General features: G+C 66.1%; 18 protein-coding genes. 6 read left to right on the top strand and 12 right to left on the bottom strand.

The features are described 5' to 3' along the window. Nucleotides 1-50: 50 nt before the first annotated feature. From I6F16_RS24765 to rsmI, 7 genes are all read right to left on the bottom strand, one after another. Nucleotides 51-1,340, bottom strand: a complete 1,290-nt coding sequence (locus I6F16_RS24765; protein WP_036003204.1) for an AAA family ATPase — start codon at nt 1,338-1,340, stop codon at nt 51-53. After that, entirely contained in the window at nt 1,337-2,068 is a 732-nt protein-coding gene (locus I6F16_RS24760) for a CpaD family pilus assembly protein (RefSeq protein ID WP_225113140.1), read from the bottom strand. Before I6F16_RS24760 ends, I6F16_RS24765 begins: the two co-directional genes overlap by 4 nt. 49 nt (nt 2,069-2,117) lie before the next feature. Then, nucleotides 2,118-3,635, bottom strand: a complete 1,518-nt coding sequence (locus tag I6F16_RS24755; protein WP_225113139.1) for a type II and III secretion system protein family protein — start codon at nt 3,633-3,635, stop codon at nt 2,118-2,120. Nucleotides 3,636-3,645: 10 nt separating this feature from the next. Then, nucleotides 3,646-4,467: a Flp pilus assembly protein CpaB gene (gene cpaB, locus I6F16_RS24750; protein ID WP_225113138.1), complete on the bottom strand. Its 822-nt coding sequence runs from the start codon at nt 4,465-4,467 to the stop codon at nt 3,646-3,648. 283 nt (nt 4,468-4,750) lie between these two features. Further along, complete coding sequence (gene gshB / locus I6F16_RS24745) at nt 4,751-5,695, bottom strand: glutathione synthase (protein ID WP_036024326.1); 945 nt, start codon at nt 5,693-5,695, stop codon at nt 4,751-4,753. Between the two features lie 10 nt (nt 5,696-5,705). Further along, nucleotides 5,706-6,107, bottom strand: a complete 402-nt coding sequence (locus I6F16_RS24740; protein WP_036003220.1) for a YraN family protein — start codon at nt 6,105-6,107, stop codon at nt 5,706-5,708. Continuing rightward, nucleotides 6,094-7,044 carry a 16S rRNA (cytidine(1402)-2'-O)-methyltransferase gene (gene rsmI, locus I6F16_RS24735; RefSeq protein WP_057030544.1) on the bottom strand — a complete coding sequence of 317 codons (951 nt, stop codon included), beginning with the start codon at nt 7,042-7,044 and terminating at the stop codon, nt 6,094-6,096. The genes I6F16_RS24740 and rsmI overlap by 14 nt, the downstream gene beginning before the upstream one ends. Nucleotides 7,045-7,398: 354 nt before the next feature. Between rsmI and I6F16_RS24730 the strand changes: the two genes are divergently transcribed. After that, nucleotides 7,399-8,631 carry a penicillin-binding protein activator gene (locus I6F16_RS24730; protein WP_128265735.1) on the top strand — a complete coding sequence of 411 codons (1,233 nt, stop codon included), beginning with the start codon at nt 7,399-7,401 and terminating at the stop codon, nt 8,629-8,631. Between the two features lie 100 nt (nt 8,632-8,731). On the opposite strand, the gene hemW is transcribed toward I6F16_RS24730, so the two are convergent. Genes hemW through rph form a run of 3 tightly spaced genes read right to left on the bottom strand, consistent with a single transcriptional unit; the run spans nt 8,732 to nt 11,236 of the window. Further along, complete coding sequence (gene hemW, locus I6F16_RS24725; RefSeq protein ID WP_225174072.1) at nt 8,732-9,889, bottom strand: radical SAM family heme chaperone HemW; 1,158 nt, start codon at nt 9,887-9,889, stop codon at nt 8,732-8,734. Then, complete coding sequence (gene rdgB, locus I6F16_RS24720; RefSeq protein WP_057030547.1) at nt 9,876-10,511, bottom strand: RdgB/HAM1 family non-canonical purine NTP pyrophosphatase; 636 nt, start codon at nt 10,509-10,511, stop codon at nt 9,876-9,878. Before rdgB ends, hemW begins: the two co-directional genes overlap by 14 nt. A gap of 11 nt (nt 10,512-10,522) precedes the next feature. Beyond that, nucleotides 10,523-11,236: a ribonuclease PH gene (rph, locus tag I6F16_RS24715; RefSeq protein WP_036024340.1), complete on the bottom strand. Its 714-nt coding sequence runs from the start codon at nt 11,234-11,236 to the stop codon at nt 10,523-10,525. A gap of 168 nt (nt 11,237-11,404) precedes the next feature. On the opposite strand from rph, the gene hrcA reads away from it, so the two are divergent. Continuing rightward, nucleotides 11,405-12,493 carry a heat-inducible transcriptional repressor HrcA gene (gene hrcA / locus I6F16_RS24710; RefSeq protein WP_036003234.1) on the top strand — a complete coding sequence of 363 codons (1,089 nt, stop codon included), beginning with the start codon at nt 11,405-11,407 and terminating at the stop codon, nt 12,491-12,493. A 94-nt stretch (nt 12,494-12,587) separates the two neighbouring features. Then, complete coding sequence (gene grpE / locus I6F16_RS24705; RefSeq protein ID WP_036003237.1) at nt 12,588-13,205, top strand: nucleotide exchange factor GrpE; 618 nt, start codon at nt 12,588-12,590, stop codon at nt 13,203-13,205. A 151-nt stretch (nt 13,206-13,356) separates the two neighbouring features. Here grpE and pncA read toward each other — a convergent pair whose 3' ends face one another. Together pncA and I6F16_RS24695 are read right to left on the bottom strand one after the other, a co-directional pair. Then, nucleotides 13,357-14,079 carry a bifunctional nicotinamidase/pyrazinamidase gene (pncA, locus tag I6F16_RS24700; protein WP_036003240.1) on the bottom strand — a complete coding sequence of 241 codons (723 nt, stop codon included), beginning with the start codon at nt 14,077-14,079 and terminating at the stop codon, nt 13,357-13,359. 230 nt (nt 14,080-14,309) lie between these two features. Further along, nucleotides 14,310-15,251, bottom strand: a complete 942-nt coding sequence (locus tag I6F16_RS24695; protein ID WP_225135135.1) for a hypothetical protein — start codon at nt 15,249-15,251, stop codon at nt 14,310-14,312. A 394-nt stretch (nt 15,252-15,645) separates the two neighbouring features. Between I6F16_RS24695 and dnaK the strand changes: the two genes are divergently transcribed. The 3 genes from dnaK (at nt 15,646) to I6F16_RS24680 (ending at nt 19,644) form a co-directional block, all read left to right on the top strand. Further along, nucleotides 15,646-17,547 (top strand): molecular chaperone DnaK, encoded by a 1,902-nt coding sequence (gene dnaK, locus I6F16_RS24690; protein WP_036003245.1) that lies wholly within the window; start codon nt 15,646-15,648, stop codon nt 17,545-17,547. 272 nt (nt 17,548-17,819) lie between these two features. Further along, a complete protein-coding gene (dnaJ, locus tag I6F16_RS24685; protein WP_225142479.1) occupies nt 17,820-18,956 on the top strand; it encodes a molecular chaperone DnaJ in 1,137 nt (378 codons plus the stop codon). An 88-nt stretch (nt 18,957-19,044) separates the two neighbouring features. After that, the gene (locus I6F16_RS24680) at nt 19,045-19,644 is read left to right on the top strand and encodes an rRNA adenine N-6-methyltransferase family protein (RefSeq protein ID WP_036003251.1); all 600 of its coding nucleotides are present in this window, start codon (nt 19,045-19,047) and stop codon (nt 19,642-19,644) included. Nucleotides 19,645-19,671: the final 27 nt, after the last annotated feature.

The raw sequence follows: 19,671 nt of genomic DNA, 5'->3' as shown, positions 1-19,671 counted from the left end.
GACAAACGCGGAAGGCGTTTGCGCGGAGATCATGCTCAAATAAGCCGCGCCTACGACGCCTTGCGATGCGGGGCCGAGCTGCGCCCCGACTTGCCCTTCAGCTTCTTCAAAAGCGGCTCGAGCAGCGAGCGCTTCGGCTTCTTCACCTCGCCGCGGCCGGCGAGGCGGTTCGCCATATTCTGGAACAGAACGGTGGTGCGGTGGGTCCTGGAGACCTCCGCGATCATCTGGCCGTTATTGGCCGCGGTCGAGAACAGTTTCGAATCGAACGGGATCACCGCGATCGGCTGGCTCTCCATGGTCTTGGCGAAGGCCTTGACCTCGATCTCCGCACGCTTGTGCATGCCGACCTGGTTGAGGCAGTACAGCGGCGGCCGGTCGTTCGGTCGCGCCGCCTTCAGCACGCTCAGCATGTTCTTGGTGTTGCGCAAGTTAGCGAGATCGGGCTCGGCCACGATCACGATGTCGTCGGCATTCACCAGCGCGCGCCGGGTCCAGCCGGACCATTGATGGGGCACGTCGAGCACGATGCAGGGCGTCGTCATGCGCAGCGTGTCGAACACGGCATCGAAGGCTTCGGCACCGAAATCGTAGACGCGGTCGAGCGTGGCGGGCGCCGCCAGGAGGCTGAGGCGATCGGTGCATTTGGCGAGCAGGCGCTCCATCAGCGCCGTGTCCGGCCGGTCCTGCGACAGCACCGCGTTGGCGATGCCCTGCACCGGATCCTGGTTGTAGTCGAGGCCCGCGGTGCCGAAGGCGAGGTCGAGATCGATCACGACGGAATCGAGCGAGAGATCGCGGGCGATGGTCCAGGCCAAATTATGCGCGACGGTGGACGCGCCGACGCCGCCCTTGGCGCCGACCACGGCGATGACGCGGCCGGTGATGATGGCTTCCGAGGCCGAGAACAGGCTGCAGATCGAGCGGACCACGTCGATGGTTTCGACCGGGCCGACCACGTAGTCGTTGACGCCGCGGCGCACCAGCTCGCGATAGGGCGCGGTGTCGCTGGGGCTGCCGATCACGACCACGCGTGTGCCGGGATCGCAGACGCCGGCGAGGTCGTCCAGTCCTTCGAGGATGTCGCGCGTGCCGTCGGACTCGATGACGATCACGTTCGGCGTCGGCATCGATTCATAGGCTTCGATCGCCGCGGCGAGGCCGCCGTCCTTGGCGCTGAGATGGGCCTTGGCGAGCCGGCGATCCTGGCCAGCCGCCGTCACCGCCTTGAGCGTCTGCTCGGTCTCGCAGAAGGCTTGCACCGAAATGCGAGGAACCGGCGCGATGTGTTCCTCGGGATGCTGCGGATCGTCCGCGTCTTCGTCGTGGATGCCTGTCATTTGGCGGTATCGCTGAGTTTGGCCTTGTCGGATTCGGGATAGGTGGTCGTCGTCGTCGTGCCCTTGCGATAGCGATCGAACGCGATCTCGCGCCGTGCGGTATAGGCGGGCGTCTCGGCGCGCGGTTGCTCTAGGTCAGCCGGGTTGTCGATCATCGCGGCGAGATTGCGCTGGCTGGCGCAGCCCAGATTGAAATAGGGCCGGTTCTCGGTGTAGCCGGGGTTGAGGATGTTGGGGCCGACGTCTTCGGGCCACAGCCCGCAGGGGCCGGCGACCGCGGTGATCTTGGAATAGCTCAGGCGGATGGTGGGCAGTAGCCCGGGATCATCGGGGCGATAGGGCCGCTGGACGATGGCGCGCGACGGCACGCCGCCGGACGTGAGCACCGAGCGGATCTCCTGATAGGTTGCGGCAGCCGCGCGCGAATTGGCGGTGTCGACCGGCACATCGACGGCGACCGAGCCGGTGCCTTCGCGCATCCAGTCCCGCGCGATGCCCGCGACGTCCGAATGCTGCGCAGCCGAGAGGCCGCCTCTGCTCTTGCCGACGAAGATCACGATCGACTTCTTGCCTTCCTGCACCGCAATCGGATGGCGCTGGCGATAATCGGTCGGCACCGTCTGGGTGACGATCTCGGTGGTGTTGCAGGCGCCGAGCATGACGGAGAGGCCCGTCAGTGCCAGCGCGAGCCGCAAATTGCGCCGTCGATCGGCTGATGTTGTCGTCATCCCCTGATCCCTCCTGCCCCTGCCTTGCCCGGTCCCCAAACCGTTCGTCTCAGTCGATGATGAAGCCGAAATCGCCCGGCGTGCCGGCGACCGGATCGACACGGCTCGCGATGCCATAGAGGCGGTTGACCCGGCCGAGCAGCGCCCTCTGTGCGTCCGAGGCCGGCGCGAAGCCGTCGTCGGGCCGCGACAATTCCTTCTGGGCAACCGCGCGCACCACGTAAGGCGTCACGATCACCATCAGCTCGGTCTCGTTGTTGACGAAGTCCTGGCTGCGGAACAGCGCGCCGATGATCGGCACCTGGTCGACACCAGGCAGTCCGTTGATCGCCTGCTTGGTCTGCTGCTGGATCAGGCCGGCCATCGCCATCGAGCCGCCCGAGGGAATTTCCAGCGTCGTTTCGGCGCGGCGGGTCTGGATCGATGGAATGGTGATCGAGTTGGTCGAGGACCCGGTCACGGCCTGCGTCAACGTGATCGAGTTGGTGTTAGACAGCTCCGAGACCTCGGTCATCACGCGCAGGCTGATGCGGCCTTCGCTGAGCACGACCGGGGTGAAGTTCAGGGAGATGCCGAACTTCTTGTAGGTGACCTGGGTGGTACAGACGTGAGTGACCGGATCGCAGGCATAGCCCCCGGGAATCGGGAATTCGCCGCCGGCGATGAAAGTGGCGGATTCGCCCGAGATCGCGGTGAGGCTCGGTTCGGCCAGGGTCCGCATGACGCCGGCGCTTTCCATTGCCCGCATCGTGGCGTTGACGGTGGCGACGCCCTTGGCGAGGCCGGTGACGCCGAGCCCATTGCTGCTGACGATCGGTCCGCCAGAGACCGAGAACGGATTGGAATTGTTGAAATTCACCACCGCCGTGCCGGCATTCAGGCTGGCGCTGAGATCGACGCCGAGCTGCTTGACGATGTCGCGGCGGACTTCGCCGACCACGACCTTGAGCATGACCTGGTCGCGGCCGCGCACGACGATGTTGTTGACGACCTTGTCCGCGCCGCCGACCAGCTTTGCGGCAACGTCGCCGGCCTGCTGGGCCTCGACCGGGCTCGACACCGAGCCGGTCAGCATCACGCTGTCGCCGACGCCCTCGATCTGCACGCCCGGCAGCGACTGGCGCAGTGCCGAACGCATGCCGTTGAGGTCGCGCTTCACCGCGATGTCATAGGAGGCGACCTGCTGGCCATCGGCCGCGAAGAACACGACGTTGGTCTGGCCGACCTGGCCGCCGATGATATAGGCGCGCTGGGCCGAGCGGATCACCGCATTGGCGATCTTGGGATCGGCCACCAGCACGTCCTTGACCTCGCGCGGCAGGTCGATGACGACGGACTTGCCGATGCCGAGCGACAGAAAGCGCGACCGCGCCGGTGCGATAGTCCCAACCGACGATAAGCCGAGATCCGACGCCTGCATCGGCGCCTGGTCGCCGACCGGCGCCTCCGCAGCACTGAGGACGCCGGAAGCCGCGAGCAGCCCCAGCACCAACATCGTCCCCGCCAGGACCGAGCGCACGCGCTTCCCCCGAATGCGCAAGCCCGTCCGATCACCCCCGTAGTTCATGCTGTCCCCATCACTTCTGTGACGTCAGTTGCCGTGCCTGGACGCCGTAACGGATTACGTTCACGCCGCCCGGGCGCTTGATCGCCTGGTCCTCGGGCGTGCCGTCGACTGCGTTGGCATCGACGATGCTGCGCAGCGCGAGTGTCAGAGTGCCGCCCTGCCGTGCGGCCGAAAGCGTGGCGATCTGGTCGGGCCGCAGCTCGAGCGTGACGGTCTTGCCGACCACCGCGTTCTGGCCCTCCTTTTCCTTCGGGGCCTGGTCGATCGCGAGCACACGGATGTTGGTGAGAATGACCTCGGACAGGATGAGGTCGTTGCCGCCGGTCGGGCCGTTGGTGATGCCGCCGTCCGGATTCTTCAGCCGGCGGGTCAGGACGATGTCGACGCGGTCATTCGGCAGGATGAAGCCGCCGGCGCCGGTTTCGGCTGAAATCTCGGTGGAGACGGCACGCATCCCGGACGGCAGGATCGCGGCCATGAAGCCGGAGCCTTCGGCCTTGACCAGCTTCTGCTCGCGGATCGGCTCGCCCTGCATCAACGGCACGCGCGCGATCGAGCCCGCGATCTGGGTCGGTGCCTCGGGCCTGCTGTCGCGGCGGATGAAGGCGCTGCTGGCGGTTGCCGCGGGCCAGGCCTGCCATTGCAGGTCCTCGGGCTTGACGGCCTGGCCGAGCTGGATGTCGTTCTTGGCGATAAGGACCTCGACCGTCGGCAGCTTCTCGGCGACGGGCAGGACGGCCGCGGGCGGATTCTGATAGCCGCTCGCCAGATATGCAGCGACGCCGCCGGCGCCGAGAGCGATGACGAGAACGACAATGCGTGCGGTATTCATACGCTTCTACTCTTACGCGGGGCACTCGAACCGCACCTGGCGTGTTCCCCCGCATCGATGAGTAGGCAGCAAAAGTATAAGGGGTGTTGCGAGGCCGACGTGATCGCCGGCCGCGATGCTGGTTTTCGGCAGATGGTGAACGCGGCGTTATTGGGTCGGCCAACAGCCCCGTAGTTTCACCTACGCGGGCACGTACGTTCGCACGGCGCGCGCGGCGTCATGGTGAATACGTCGTTAGCATCCCGGACTTCGCTAACGCTCCATCCGGGCTGCGCGCAGAGCTCTACTTCTTCCGCTTCGCTTCGATCACGTCCCAGATCTTCGCCGCGACATCCGGGCCGCCGAGCCGTGCGATGGCGCGGATGCCGGTCGGTGAGGTCACGTTGATCTCGGTGAGATTGCCGTTGATGACGTCGATGCCGACGAACAGCAGGCCGCGCTCGCGCAGCGCCGGGCCGACCGTGGCGCATATCTCGCGCTCGCGCGGGGTGAGCTCCGTCTCCTGCGCCGCGCCGCCGCGCACCATGTTGGAGCGGAGGTCGTCGGCGGCCGGCACGCGGTTCACCGCGCCGGCGAACTCGCCGTCGACCAAGATGATGCGCTTGTCGCCGTGCTTCACCTCGGGGATGAATTGCTGGATCACCCAGGGCTCCCTGAACGTCACCGAGAACATGTCGAACAGCGAGCCGAAATTCATGTCCTGCGGCATCACGCGGAATACCGCCGCGCCGCCATGGCCGTGCAGCGGCTTCATGACCACCGCGCCGTACTTGTCGCGGAACGCGTTGATCTCATCGAGGTCGCGCGAGATCAGCGTCGGCGGCATCAGCTGCGGAAAATTCATCACGAACAGCTTTTCCGGCGCGTTGCGCACCGAGGCGGGATCGTTGACGACCAGCGTCTTCGGATGGATGCGCTCCAGGAAATGCGTCGAGGTGATGTAGGCGAGGTCGAACGGCGGATCCTGGCGGAGCAGCACCACGTCGAACCCGTTCAGCGCCTCGCGCCTGGGCTCGCCGAGAGTGAAATGGTCGCCTGGCTCGTCGCGCACGGTCAGGAGCTGAACCGGCGCGACCAGCTCCTCGCCGACCATCGAGAGCTTGTCGGGGGTGTAATAGGACAGGCCATGGCCGCGCTTCTGCGCCTCCAAGAGCAGCGCGAAGGTGGAATCGCCCTTGATGTTGATGCGGGCGATGGGGTCCATCTGGACGGCGACGTTCAGTTTCATGGGCTGCCTTTCAGGTCGAGGCGTCGAATGCCGCCAACACATGGCGCGGAAGCGAGCGCGGCGCAATCAGCATGGCGTCGAATCGCAATTCGAATTCGGCATGCTCGGGATGCGCTGCGAGCCAGCCTTGGGCGGCGTCGATGATGCGCTGCTGCTGGCGCGGCGTCACGGCGAATGCGGCCTCGTCCAGCGTGGCGCGGGCCTTAACCTCGACGAAGGCGATCAGATTGCGGCGCCGCGCCACGATATCGATCTCGCCATGCGGCGTGCGGTAACGTTTGGCGAGAATGCGGTAGCCCTTGGCCATGAGGTAGGCGGCGGCGCGGCTCTCAGCGGAAATACCGGTCTGGAACGCTGCGACGCGCTCGGGCGACGCGACCTTCGGTTCCGCAGGAATCTCAGTCTTCGCCATCGCTGCCCCGCGAGTCCTTTGCGAGCTCGAGCGCGCGGGCATAGACCTCGCGGCGCGGACGGCCCGACAACGCGACCGCGTGCGCCACGGCATCCTTGACGCTGTGCGCGGCAAGCTGCTCGCGCAACAGACTATCGAGCGCGTCCGATGTCAGAACCTCGGCGTCGGCCGCGGGCGGAGCGATCACCAGCACGAATTCGCCGCGTGTCTCCAGCGTTGCAGCCTCGCGCGCCAGCTCGCTCAGCGTGGCGCGCGAAATCTCCTCATGCAGCTTGGTCAGCTCGCGGCAGATCGCGGCCTCGCGCGGCCCCATGATCTCGGCGAGATCGGCCAGCGTATCCTGCACGCGGTTGCCTGACTCGAACATCACCAGCGTCGCGTCAATGCGGGCGAGCTCGGTGAGACGGCTGCGCCGCGCGGCTGATTTCGCCGGCAAGAAGCCTTCGAAGAAGAAGCGGTCGGTCGGCAGCGCGGCGACCGACAGCGCGGCCAGCACCGAGGACGGGCCGGGCAGCGCATACACCGCATGGCCGGCGGCGCAGACCTCGCGCACCAGCTTGAAGCCGGGATCGGAGATCAGCGGCGTGCCGGCGTCCGACACCAGCGCGACCGAGCCGCCTTGCCCGAGGGCTTCGAGGATTTTGGGACGCGCGGCCTCCGCATTGTGCTCGTGATATGGCTTGAGCTGGGCCGTGATCGCATAGCGCTCGGTCAGGCGGCGCGTGATGCGGGTGTCCTCGCACGCGATGACGTCGACGCCGGCGAGGGTCTGCAGCGCCCGCAGGGTGATGTCGCCGAGATTGCCGATCGGGGTCGCGACCAGATGGAGGCCCGGCGCGGCCTTCGGCGCCGCGAGCCGATGGGCATCGATGGAGAAACCGCGCGAGGCGGCGTCTTGAGCTTCAGGCGTATTTATCGGGGCCGGCTTTGCGCGCATAATGGAGCCAACTTAGGCACGATCGCTAAGGCTGGGAACCGGCTCGCCGAAAAAGATCGTGCCCAAAGATCGTATCCAGGTGAGGGGCGAGGAACGGACGGGAATGTGATCGGTCGAGATCGCGCCGGGAGGCAATAGGGGCCCTCGCGCCATATTCGCGACGGAAACGCCGCCTTGATGAGTGAATGAGTGACGGCGAAGAGTAGCCGGGACGGGATTGCGGCCGCGTTAAGCGATTGTTATCCTTTTGTTTTGGTTAACTATTTGCCGACACACTGCCTGAATCCGCGGCCTGTGTCGCGGAAAGCAATGTCGTGATCGGCCGGCGAACGGCGGGTCGGAAGAGAAGCTGCCATGGTCGGCCCGCGTCATCCAAAGTCTCACCTTCCGGGGTCCCGATCGCCAGGGGCGACCCGGCGGACTGCGCTCGGCCTGTTGCTCGGCGCGCCCGTGCTGTCGGCCTGCGCCGGCGTGCAGCAAAGCCTCAGCCAGTTCTCCAACCCGTTCTCGAGCTCCGCGCCGCCCGCCCAGCCGGCAGGACCGCAGCAGCAGGCGACGACCGCCGGCACCGGCGGCGTGAAGGTCGGCCTGATCCTGCCGCTCTCCGCAGCCGGCAATGCCGGGCTCGCCGCGCAATCGATGCGCAACGCCGCCGAGATGGCGCTGGCCGAGTTCCAGAACCCGAACATCCAGCTCCTGATCAAGGACGACAATGGCAGCCCGCAAGGCGCGCAGGCCGGCGCGCAGCAGGCGGTCGACGAGGGTGCCGAGATCATCCTCGGGCCGCTGTTCGCGCAATCGGTGCCGGCGGTGGCGCAGGTCGCGCGCACGCGCGGCATTTCCGTCATCGCCTTCTCGACCGATTCCAGCATCGCCGGACGCGGCGTCTATCTGCTCTCGTTCCTGCCGGAGTCCGACGTCAACCGCATCGTCGAATATTCCGCCGGCATCGGAAAGCGCTCCGTCGCGGTGCTGGTGCCCGACAACGCCTATGGCAATGTCGTCGAGGCCGCGGTGAAGGCGGCGGTGCCGCGGCGCGGCGGGCGCATCGTTGCGTTCGAGAAATACGGTGCCGATCGCGCCACGCCCGCGCGCACCGTGGCGCAGCAGCTCGGCAGTGCGGACGCGCTATTCATTGCCGATGACGGCGATGCCGTCGTGTCAGTGGCGGATGCGATGACGGCCGCGGGCGCGAACCTGCGCAACATCCAGCTGCTCGGCACCGGCCTGTGGGACAATCCGCGCGTCTATGCCAGCGCCGCGCTGCAGGGCGGCCTTTACGCCGCGCCCGATCCGGCCGGCTTCCGCGCCTTCTCCGGCCGCTACCGCACGAAATACGGCGCGGAGCCGATCCGCACCGCGACCCTTTCCTATGACGCGGTCGCGCTCGTTGCCGCGCTGGCGCGCACGCAAGGCGGCCAGCGCTTCTCCTCCGACGTGCTCACCAACCCCTCCGGCTTTGCCGGCATCGACGGCCTGTTTCGCTTCCGTGCGGATGGCACCAATGAACGCGGACTTGCCGTGATGAAGGTGACGCAAGGCGGCGGCGTTGCGGTGGCGGGCTCGCCGAAGAGCTTTGGGGCGTAATGGTTTCGTAGCCCGGATGGAGCGCAGCGTAATCCGGGTTCTGTCCACGCGGTGAGACCGTCCCGGATTGCGCTACGCTCCATCCGGGCTACGAGATCCGCTAAGCCGCGAGATCCGCGACCACGGCATCCAGCACCGGAAAACCGCTGCTGGTCACGCGCAACCGTCCCGTTGCATCCACGGTGATCGCGCCTTCCTCGCGCAAGAGCGCGATGCGGCGGGGGTCGAGCGGGCGGCCGGCGAGGGCCTTGTAGCGCTCGGGATCGATGCCTTCGGCGAGCCGCAATCCCATCAGCAGGAATTCGTCGGCGCGTTCCTCGCTGTTGAGGAGCTCGTCGCTGACGACACCGTCGCCGTTGGTCTCGACCCGCATCAGCCAGGCCTCGGGACGCTTCTCGGTGGCGGTGGCGTGGCGCACGCCGTCGATGTCGAGACGGCCATGTGCGCCCGGGCCGATGCCGGCATATTCCTCGCCGCGCCAGTACACCAGATTGTGCCGGCATTCGGCGCCGCGCCGCGCGTGATTGGAGATCTCGTAGGCGGGCAGCCCGAGCTTGTCGCAGGTCTCCTGCGTGACGTCGTAGAGCGCGCGGGCGACCGCTTCGTCCGGCGTCTTCAGCTTGCCGGCCTGGTGCAGGCCGAAGAAGGGCGTGCCTTCCTCGATCGTCAATTGATAGAGCGACAGATGCTCGGCCGCTTCATCGATGGCGTGCCGCAGCTCGCCCGCCCACATCGCCGGCGTCTGGTCGGGGCGGGCGTAGATCAGGTCGAACGAATAGCGGTCGAACGCGCGGCGCGCGATGGCGACGGCATCGAGCGCTTCGCGCGCGCTGTGCATGCGGCCGAGCGCTTTGAGCGAGGCGTCGTCGAGCGCCTGCACGCCCAGCGAGACGCGGTTGACGCCGGCGATGCGATAACCGGCAAAGCGCGTGGCTTCGACGCTGGTCGGGTTCGCTTCCAGCGTTACCTCGACGTCGCCTGCGACGGTCCAGTGCTTGCCGATCGCGTCTAACACCGCGCCGACGGTGGCGGGCTGCATCAGTGACGGCGTGCCGCCGCCGAGGAAGATCGAGGTGACCTCGCGGCCGGGCGCGCGCTCGGCGGTCGTTGCGATCTCACGCCCGAACGCGGCGGCGAAGCGCGTCTCGTCGATCGCGGCATGGCGGACATGGCTGTTGAAGTCGCAATAGGGGCACTTCGACAGGCAGAACGGCCAGTGCACATAGACGCCAAACGCATCCTTGTTAGCGCGGCTCAAGGCAGATCTCCGCCAGTTTCCGAAAAGCGCGGGCGCGGTGCGACAGGCCGAGGCCAAGCGGCGGCAGGCCGTGCTTCTCGATGCTGGTCATCTCGCCGAAGGTGCGGATGTGCCCGTCCGGCAGGAACATCGGGTCGTAGCCGAAGCCGGCCGTGCCGCGCGGTGGCCAGATCAACGTGCCGTCGACGCGCGCCTCGACCTCCTCGCGATGATCGTCGGGCCAGGCCACGCAAAGCGCGGAGACGAAGTGGGCCTTGCGCTTGTCCGGCGTGGTGGCGCCGCGCTCCTGCAGCAGGCGCTCGATCTGCGCCATCGCCGCGTTGAAATCCTTGGTCGGGCCGGCCCAGCGCGCGCTGTAGATTCCCGGCGCGCCATCGAGCGCATCGACCACGATGCCGGAATCGTCGGCGAAGGAGGGCAGCTTGGTCGCCTCCGCCGCGGCGATCGCCTTGATCGCGGCGTTGCTGCGGAAATCGTTGCCGGTTTCCTCGGGCTCGTCGAGGCCGAGCTCGCCGGCCGACACCGCCTCGATCCCGTACGGCGCGAGCAGCTCCCTCATCTCGGCGAGCTTGCCGGGATTGTGGGTGGCGATGACGAGCTTGTCGGTGATTCGGCGGTGCATGGGCCTATTGACTACGCCACGGCCAGTTTCTGCAAGTCCACCAGACGCGCAATGCCCTTCTGCGCCAGGGCGATCAGCTTCAGGAACTCGTCCTGCGTGAACGGCTCGCGTTCCGCGGTGCCCTGCACCTCGATGATGCGGCCATCGCCGGTCATGACGAAATTGGCGTCGGTCTCGGCTTCCGAATCCTCGGCATAGTCGAGATCGAGCACCGGCGTGCCGTTGTAGATGCCGCAGGAGATCGCGGCGACGTTGTCGCGCATCACGTTGGCCTTCACCATGTTGCGCGCCTTCATCCAGTTGAGGCAATCGGCAAGCGCGACCCAGGCGCCGGTGATCGAGGCCGTGCGCGTGCCGCCGTCGGCCTGGAGCACGTCGCAATCGACCGTGATCTGGCGCTCGCCGAGAGCTTCGAGATCGACGATGGTGCGAAGCGAGCGGCCGATCAGGCGTTGGATCTCGACCGTGCGGCCGCTCTGCTTGCCGGCGGAGGCCTCGCGGCGGGTGCGTTCGGAGGTCGCGCGCGGCAGCATGCCGTATTCGGCGGTGACCCAGCCGCGGCCCTGCCCCTTCAGCCACGGCGGCAGGCGATCCTCCAGTGTGGCGGTGACCAGCACATGGGTGTCGCCGAATTTAACGAGGCACGAGCCTTCCGCATATTTGACCACGCCGCGCTCCAGCGTCACGGGGCGCAATTCGTCGGGCGCACGGCGGCTTGGCCGCATGGGAAATCTCCAAAACTCACGGGAATAGGCTGTTCGCGGTGCTTGTAGGTGGGGCGGGGGTGGGCGGCAAGGGCTTATTCACCCCCTGACCGTCGGCCTGCAAACGCCACGCTTGTCAGACGCGGCCCGGATGGACAAATTATAAGGATCTGAGAGGAGTTACCGTCTGTGGCCCATCACGATCCGATCCATCTGATCGCGCCGCGCGCAGGCCTTGCCCAGCTCAACGAGCGTTCCCGCGACATCTTTCGTCAAATTGTCGAAAGCTATCTCGCGACCGGTGAGCCGGTCGGCTCGCGCAACATTTCCCGCCTGATTGCGATGCCGCTGTCGCCGGCATCTGTGCGCAACGTCATGGCCGATCTGGAACAGCTCGGCCTGATCTATGCCCCGCACACCTCCGCCGGCCGACTGCCGACGGAACTGGGCCTGCGCTTCTTCGTCGATGCCCTGATGCAGGTCGGCGACCTCAACGAGGCCGAGCGGCAGGCGATCCAGAGCCAGCTCTCGTCCGTCGGCGAGGCGCAATCGGTCGAGGCGGCGCTGGACCAGGCCTTGATGCGGCTCTCCGGCCTGACCCGGGCCGCCGCCGTCGTGCTGACGCCGAAATCCAATGCGCGGCTGAAGCACATCGAATTCGTCCGCCTGGAACCGGAAAAAGCGCTGGTGATCCTGGTCGGCGAAGACGGCCAGGTTGAAAACCGCGTGTTGACGCTGCCGCCCGGAGTTCCCTCTTCGGCGCTGACAGAGGCCGGCAATTTCCTCAATGCGCGGATCCGCGGCCGGACCTTGGCCGAAGCGCGGCTCGAGCTCGAGACCGCACTCGGCGAGGCCCGTGCCGAGCTCGATCAGCTGACACAGAAAGTGATCTCGGCCGGCATTGCCAGCTGGTCCGGCGGCGAGAGCGAGGACCGTCAGCTCATCGTCCGCGGCCACGCCAATCTGCTCGAAGATCTGCACGCGCTGGAGGATCTGGAGCGGGTTCGCCTGTTGTTCGACGACCTCGAGACCAAGCGCGGCGTGATCGATCTGCTCGGCCGGGCCGAGACCGCCGAAGGCGTGCGCATCTTCATCGGAAGTGAGAACAAGCTGTTCTCGCTGTCGGGGTCCTCCACCATCATCTCGCCCTATCGGGATGCCGCCGGCCACATCGTCGGCGTTCTCGGCGTGATCGGCCCGACGCGGCTGAATTATGCCCGCGTGATCCCGACCGTGGACTACGCCGCCCGCATCGTCAGCCGCCTGTTGGGGGGCTGACCGGCCTTTCTGCCGATCACGGGCGCTTGATTTTCGCGGGCTTAAGCACGATATCCGGGCCAACATCCCTGAAACGAGTTCGAGATCAGAGCCGATGACCGAGCAAGACCGGCAACCCCAAGACACGACTGCAGCGACCGGCGAGCCCGTGGTGTCGAAACCCTACATCATGCCCGACGATCCCGAGCCGGGTTCGGTCGAAACCCTGCAAAAGGAAGCGGCTGAAGCGCGCGACCGCATGCTGCGGACGCTGGCCGAGATGGAGAATTTGCGCAAGCGCACCGCAAAGGAAGTCGCCGACGCCCGCCTCTACGGCATCACCGGCTTCGCGCGCGACGTGCTCGACATCGCCGACAATCTCCAGCGCGCACTCGATGCCGTTCCGGCGGAGGCGCGTGCTGCGGCCGATCCCGGCCTGGTCTCGTTGATCGAGGGCGTCGAGCTCACGGAGCGCGCGCTGCTCAACGCGCTGGAAAAACACGGCGTGAAGAAGCTCGATCCTCAGGGCCAGAAGTTCGACCCGAACTTCCACCAGGCAATGTACGAAGTGCCTGACGCGTCGGTGCCGTCGGGCACCGTGGTGCAGATCATGCAGGCCGGCTACACCATCGGTGACCGCGTGCTGCGCCCGGCGCTGGTCGGCGTCGCCAAGGGCGGCGCGAAGACTGCGCCCGCGGCGAACAACAACGAATCGAGCAGCGCGGCGAACTGAGTGTTGGCGTCATTGCGGGGCTCGGCGAAGTCGAGAACCCGGAATCCATCGAACAGCAGAGACAACCGCACAATGGATTCTCAGGTGCGCAAATTGCGCACCATAGCTCGCGCTGAAGCGCGCCCCGGAATGACGGAAGATGGCGCGCCGCCTACGCGCTCACCGCGATATCCGCAGACTGAATCCGCTTCACGCCCGCCTTGGCCATGTCGGCCCAGGCCTTGGCGAGCGAGCCCTGCGTGTCGATGCCGCGGCAGGCGTCTTCCACCACATAGACCTCGAAGCCCGCCTTGCGCCCGTCGAGCGCGGTCCAGGCGACGCAGAAGTCTGTCGCAAGACCAGCGACGAAGACGCGCTTGATCTTGCGGCCCCTCAGGTAGCCGGCGAGCCCGGTCGAGGTCTTGCCGTCGGCCTCGAGGAAGGCCGAATAGCTGTCGACGTTCTTGTGAAATCCCTTGCGGATGATGAGCTCGGCGTGCGGGATCGACAGGTCCTTCGACAGCGCCGCGCCCTCGGTGCCCTGCACGCAATGGTCCGGCCACAGCACCTGCTTGCCGTAGGGCAGGTCGACCGTTTCGAACGGCTTCTTGCCGGAATGAACCGACGCAAACGAAACGTGGCCCGGCGTGTGCCAGTCCTGCGTCAGCACCACATTCGCAAATGCCTTCGAGATCTTGTTGATGACCGGCACCACCTGCTCGCCTTCCTTCACCGCGAGGCTGCCGCCGGGCAGGAAGCAGTTCTGCACGTCGATCACGAGCAGCGCGGACGCTTCGTCCGGCTTGATCGGTGCGGCCGCGAACAGCGCGCTTGGCGCGAGCGTCGCCAGCGCCGTCGTTCCAAGCATTGCCAAGACCTGTCGCCGAACCAGCATGTCTACCTCCCCTCCAGGATGATCCAAAGGGAGGAAGCCTAGTTCCGTTCGTGTACGAACAGAAGCCTGAAAATGCGGCCGGTTCTGTCCAGCGCGTGGGCTGACAAAGCCCATAGCGCCGTCATCCCGGGGCGCGCAAAGCGCGAACCCGGGATCCATAACCACAGGGAGAAGTTGGGCGAAGGTTCTTCGTGAAACTGCGACCAACCACGATTAGCGCCGGCTGCGCCCTACCCCTTCGGCTGAATCCCGTCGCGCACGGCGCGGAAGCGGGTGAAGGCGACTTGCCATTGGTCGCGCGGGGCGCTGGCGATGATGCGCAATGATGCGCCGCCGCTCGAGAAGCGGATCCACTGCACCACCGTCACCGGGACCTTGTCCTTGCCGCTGACGCCGTCGATCCGGGTCTCGAAGCCTTGCTGGCCGTTGATGCGGATCGGCTCGGACATGGTGATGCGCGACTCGCGCACGCCGGGAATCTGGAGCGCCGCCTCCCGGGCGAAGCGGGCGCGGTCGTCGGCGGCTTGCGGGGTGGCGCCGATCAGGCCGAGGATCATGAACGGCCTCGCCTCGTAGCCCACGCTCTCATCGCCGTCGGCCAGGATGATGCTCGAGCCCGGTGCCAGGGTCTTGATGTCCTTGAAGTCGGCGAGATCGGTGATCTTGAACGGCAGCAGCGCGATCTGCTCCTCGGCCGAGACCTGCCTGCGGGTGGTGGCGCTCGCGAACATCTGTCGCACCGCCTCGTCCGTGTAGATCTTGGTCGCATTCTCCGGGATCTGTACCGCGACATAGCCGGAGAAGCCGGCGCCGGGCACGATCATCGAATACCGCTTCACCGGGGTATCGCCGGCCTTGCCGCTTTCGGTGGTGAAATAGGCAAGGCCAGCGGGGGTCTCGACCTTGTCCTGCTTGACGCCGCCGGTCCCGCCGGGATTGGAATTGAAGGCGCTCACGACCTCGCCATAGGCGGCCGGCGGCAGCTCGGTGACCAGCACCTTGACGTTGCCGTCCTCGCTCTCGAAGCCCGGAAAGGTCTTGGCCGTGCTGAGGCCGATCAGCGGCACCATGCCGAGACGCAAGCCGGGTGGGAAAACGACGTCGGCGGCGAAGGCCGGAAGCGCTGTTACGGCGAGGAGGGCGAGCGCGGCGAGGGGGCGGATCAGCTTCATGGCCACTCTGATTGGTTCACATTGAGGCCGTTCGATGGTCGGCCACCGGGCCGCTTTGTCGCGCGAAGCAGCTGCGCCGGCTGTGCGGTCGGTCCGCCTTTTAGCCGGTTTGGCCTCGCCGCAACAGGGCGGGCGGGCTTGCGGGTGCGGGGGCTTGCCGACGCCCGGACCTGTTAATAATTCCTCACCCGCAAGGGCGGTTGAGCCCGGATATCACCTTCCAAAACCCGATGTTTTAGCGGCAGAAACCTAGCTTCGGTCCTTGCGGGCCCCTCCCCCCCTCCTATATGAGCCTCAATCATCGCAATATCGCGGATGTTTGATCTTAGGGGGTTTCGGTTCGGGTGCCTCTTGGGCCCAGCCAACCTGCCGCAAAAAGAAGGATATCAGGACCATGGGAAAGGTCATTGGGATCGACCTCGGCACCACGAATTCGTGCGTCGCCGTGATGGATGGCAAGAACGCCAAAGTCATCGAGAATTCCGAAGGCATGCGCACGACGCCTTCGATCGTCGCCGTCACGGATGACGGTGAGCGCCTCGTCGGTCAGCCCGCCAAGCGCCAGGCCGTCACCAATCCCGAGCGCACCTTCTTCGCAGTGAAGCGCCTCATCGGCCGCCGCTACGACGACCCGATGGTCGAGAAGGACAAGAAGCTCGTTCCCTACAAGATCGTGAAGGCTTCCAACGGCGACGCCTGGGTCGAGGCCGACGGCCAGACCTACTCGCCCTCGCAGGTCTCGGCTTTCATCCTGCAGAAGATGAAGGAGACCGCCGAAGCCCATCTCGGCCAGAAGGTCGAGCAGGCCGTCATCACCGTTCCTGCCTACTTCAACGACGCTCAGCGCCAGGCGACCAAGGACGCCGGCAAGATCGCGGGCCTCGAAGTGCTGCGCATCATCAACGAGCCGACCGCGGCCGCGCTCGCCTATGGCCTTGACAAGACCAAGGCCGGCACCATCGCGGTATATGACCTCGGCGGCGGTACGTTCGATATCTCCATTCTCGAAATCGGCGACGGCGTGTTCGAGGTGAAGTCGACCAACGGCGATACCTTCCTCGGCGGCGAAGACTTCGACATGCGCCTCGTGGGTTATCTCGCCGACGAGTTCCAGAAGGAGCAGGGCATCAACCTGCGCAACGACAAGCTCGCGCTGCAGCGCCTGAAGGAAGCCGCTGAAAAGGCCAAGATCGAGCTGTCGTCGACGACGCAGACCGAGATCAACCTGCCCTTCATCACCGCGGACCAGACCGGCCCGAAGCATCTGACGATGAAGCTCACCCGCGCCAAGTTCGAGGCGCTGGTCGACGACCTCATCCAGAAGACCGTCGAGCCCTGCCGCAAGGCGCTGAAGGACGCCGGCGTCACCGCCGGTGAGATCGGCGAGGTCGTGCTGGTCGGCGGCATGTCGCGCATGCCGAAGGTCCAGGAAGTCGTGAAGCAGCTGTTCGGCAAGGAGCCGCACAAGGGTGTCAACCCGGACGAAGTCGTGGCGATCGGCGCTGCGATCCAGGCCGGCGTGCTCCAGGGCGACGTCAAGGACGTGCTGCTGCTCGACGTCACCCCGCTGTCGCTGGGCATCGAGACGCTGGGCGGCGTGTTCACCCGCATCATCGACCGCAACACCACGATCCCGACCAAGAAGAGCCAGGTGTTTTCGACGGCTGAGGACAACCAGAACGCCGTCACCATCCGCGTCTTCCAGGGCGAGCGTGAAATGGCGGCCGACAACAAGATGCTTGGTCAGTTCGACCTGATGGGCATTCCGCCGGCGCCGCGCGGTATGCCGCAGATCGAGGTGACCTTCGACATCGACGCCAACGGCATCGTCAACGTCTCGGCCAAGGACAAGGCCACGGGCAAGGAGCAGCAGATCCGCATCCAGGCCTCCGGCGGTCTGTCGGAAGCCGACATCGAGAAGATGGTCAAGGACGCCGAGGCCAATGCCGAGGCGGACAAGAAGCGCCGCGAGGCCGTCACCGCCAAGAACGAGGCGGATGGCCTGGTGCATTCGACCGAGAAGGCTTTGGCCGAGCACGGCTCGAAGGTTGCCGAGAGCGAGCGCCGCGCCATCGAGGATGCCGTCAGCGACCTCAAGGAAGCGTTGAAGGGCGACGATGCCGAGGCGATCAAGGCCAAGACCCAGACGCTGGCGCAGGCTTCGATGAAGCTCGGCGAGGCCATGTACAAGCAGCAGGCCGAGGCCGACGCCAAGAAGGATGCGGCCAAGGACGACGTCGTCGACGCGGAATTCACCGAGGTCGACGACGACAAGAACAACAAGAAGTCCGCTTAAGCCCCGAGAGGGTGACGATGCGGACGGCTTGGACCCCACACACGCTACCGGCCTCCTCCCTTGCGGGGGAGGCCGTCGTGTCGGGACGGACGGGCCAGGACTCCTTTCAAGGCTCCTTCAAAGTCGGCCCCGTTACGATCGATCAATTCCCAGCCGTTATTCTCAGCGCTGCCAGGCTGCCCTCCGCCGCAAGGTCGAAGGGCGCTCATACCGCCGCATGTCAGCGTTGTTCCGCGCCAACTTGAATCGCGATTGGATAGACCGAGCCCATCATGTCCACGTCCACCAAGCGCTGCTATTACGAGACCCTCGAAGTCGAACGCGACGCCGACGAAGGCAAGCTGAAATCGTCGTTCCGCAAGCTGGCGATGAAATTCCATCCCGACCGCAACCCCGGGGATGAGACCAGCGAAGTCAAGTTCAAGGAAATCAACGAGGCTTACGAGGTCCTGAAGGACAAGGACAAGCGGGCCGCGTATGACCGTTACGGCCACGCCGCGTTCGAGCAGGGCGGCGGCTTCGGCGGTGGCGCCGGTTTCGGTGCCGGCTTCGCCTCCTCTTTCTCCGACATCTTCGAGGACCTGTTCGGCATGGCCGGGCAGCGCGGCCGCGGCGGCCGCGAGCGCGGCGCCGATCTGCGCTACAACATGGAAATCACCCTCGAGGAAGCCTTTGGCGGCAAGACCGCGCAGATCGAGATTCCTGTCTCGGTCACCTGCGAGGCCTGCTCGGGCATCGGTGCCAAGGCCGGCACCAAGCCGAAGACCTGTTCGACCTGCGGCGGCGCCGGCCGCGTGCGGCAGTCGCAGGGCTTCTTCACGCTGGAGCGGACCTGCCCGGGCTGTCAGGGCCGCGGTCAGATGATCGAGGACGCCTGCCCATCCTGCTCGGGACAAGGGCGGGTGACCCGCGAGCGGACGCTCTCGGTCAACATTCCGCAAGGTGTCGAGGACGGCACACGGATCAGGCTCGCCGGCGAGGGCGAGGCTGGCGTCCGCGGCGGGCCGCCCGGCGATCTCTACATCTTCCTCTCGCTGGCCCAGCATCAGTTCTTCCAGCGCGACGGCGCGGACCTGCATTGCCGCGTGCCGATCTCGATGGTGACCGCCGCGCTCGGCGGCGAATTCGAGGTGCCGACCATCGACAAAGGCAAGACCAAGGTGAAGGTGCCCGCCGGCACCCAGTCGGGCCGCCGATTCCGCATTGCATCAAAGGGTATGCCGGTGCTGCGGTCGCGCCAGATGGGCGACATGTACGTTCAGGTCATGGTCGAGACCCCGCAGAACCTCACCAGGAAGCAGCAGGAATTGCTGGCCGAGTTCGAGAAGCTCTCCTCCGGCAACACCCAGCCGGAAGCCGAGGGTTTCTTCGCCAAGGTCAAGGATTTCTTCGGCAATCGGGCGAACTGACGCGTCTTGACCGTATCGCCTCCGGCCTATACGTCTTTATGACCATTTTCTGACACGCCGCGGTCCTGCGGTTCCGTCCGGTCCCGACATGCCATTGCCATCGTCCGCGCGTGCGTTGAAGAAGCCTCGTCTCGATGACGAGGTGCGCTTTCTCAGGTCGTGGATCGAAAAGCCCTTGCACATGGGCGCGGTGATGCCGTCCGGCAAGCTGCTGGCGCGGACCATGGCTCATTATGTCGATCCCGATTCCGACGCACCGGTGGTCGAGCTCGGACCCGGCACCGGCGCCATCACGTCCGCGCTGATCGAGCGCGGGGTCGACCAGAAACGTCTCGTTCTCGTCGAATACAATCCCGGCTTCTGCGCGCTGCTGCGCGACCGCTACCCGCAAGCCAAGGTGGTGCAGGGCGATGCCTACCGCCTGCGCGACACGCTCTGGAATGTCTTGAGCGCGCCGGCCAGCGCGGTCGTGTCCGGCCTGCCGCTCGTCACCAAACCGATGCTGACGCGGCTGCGGCTCATCCGCGATGCCTTCACCGCGCTCGCGCCCGGTGCGCCCTTCATCCAGTTCACCTATGCGGTGGTGCCGCCGATCCCGAAATCGCTGTCCGGCGTGTCCACAGAGGCCTCGGAACGGATCTGGATGAACCTTCCGCCGGCCCGCGTCTGGGTGTATCGCAAGCATTAAATCCGCCGGCTCCTCTTTGCGCGGCGG

Origin of the sequence: Bradyrhizobium sp. IC4060 (assembly GCF_020193715.1) — a bacterium.
Taxonomy (GTDB): domain Bacteria; phylum Pseudomonadota; class Alphaproteobacteria; order Rhizobiales; family Xanthobacteraceae; genus Bradyrhizobium; species Bradyrhizobium yuanmingense.
This window is presented reverse-complemented; position numbering and strand designations above follow the sequence as displayed.

What these genes read in the sequence shown, in the direction of transcription:
- cpaB (WP_225113138.1), bottom strand. Translation starts at nt 4,467, where the DNA reads ATGAATACCGCACGCATTGTCGTTCTCGTCATCGCTCTCGGCGCCGGC.
- dnaJ (WP_225142479.1), top strand. Translation starts at nt 17,820, where the DNA reads ATGTCCACGTCCACCAAGCGCTGCTATTACGAGACCCTCGAAGTCGAA.
- I6F16_RS24695 (WP_225135135.1), bottom strand. Translation starts at nt 15,251, where the DNA reads ATGAAGCTGATCCGCCCCCTCGCCGCGCTCGCCCTCCTCGCCGTAACA.
- I6F16_RS24760 (WP_225113140.1), bottom strand. Translation starts at nt 2,068, where the DNA reads ATGACGACAACATCAGCCGATCGACGGCGCAATTTGCGGCTCGCGCTG.
- I6F16_RS24730 (WP_128265735.1), top strand. Translation starts at nt 7,399, where the DNA reads ATGGTCGGCCCGCGTCATCCAAAGTCTCACCTTCCGGGGTCCCGATCG.
- rph (WP_036024340.1), bottom strand. Translation starts at nt 11,236, where the DNA reads ATGCGGCCAAGCCGCCGTGCGCCCGACGAATTGCGCCCCGTGACGCTG.
- rsmI (WP_057030544.1), bottom strand. Translation starts at nt 7,044, where the DNA reads ATGCGCGCAAAGCCGGCCCCGATAAATACGCCTGAAGCTCAAGACGCC.
- I6F16_RS24755 (WP_225113139.1), bottom strand. Translation starts at nt 3,635, where the DNA reads ATGAACTACGGGGGTGATCGGACGGGCTTGCGCATTCGGGGGAAGCGC.
- grpE (WP_036003237.1), top strand. Translation starts at nt 12,588, where the DNA reads ATGACCGAGCAAGACCGGCAACCCCAAGACACGACTGCAGCGACCGGC.
- I6F16_RS24765 (WP_036003204.1), bottom strand. Translation starts at nt 1,340, where the DNA reads ATGACAGGCATCCACGACGAAGACGCGGACGATCCGCAGCATCCCGAG.
- I6F16_RS24680 (WP_036003251.1), top strand. Translation starts at nt 19,045, where the DNA reads ATGCCATTGCCATCGTCCGCGCGTGCGTTGAAGAAGCCTCGTCTCGAT.
- rdgB (WP_057030547.1), bottom strand. Translation starts at nt 10,511, where the DNA reads ATGCACCGCCGAATCACCGACAAGCTCGTCATCGCCACCCACAATCCC.
- dnaK (WP_036003245.1), top strand. Translation starts at nt 15,646, where the DNA reads ATGGGAAAGGTCATTGGGATCGACCTCGGCACCACGAATTCGTGCGTC.
- pncA (WP_036003240.1), bottom strand. Translation starts at nt 14,079, where the DNA reads ATGCTGGTTCGGCGACAGGTCTTGGCAATGCTTGGAACGACGGCGCTG.
- gshB (WP_036024326.1), bottom strand. Translation starts at nt 5,695, where the DNA reads ATGAAACTGAACGTCGCCGTCCAGATGGACCCCATCGCCCGCATCAAC.
- I6F16_RS24740 (WP_036003220.1), bottom strand. Translation starts at nt 6,107, where the DNA reads ATGGCGAAGACTGAGATTCCTGCGGAACCGAAGGTCGCGTCGCCCGAG.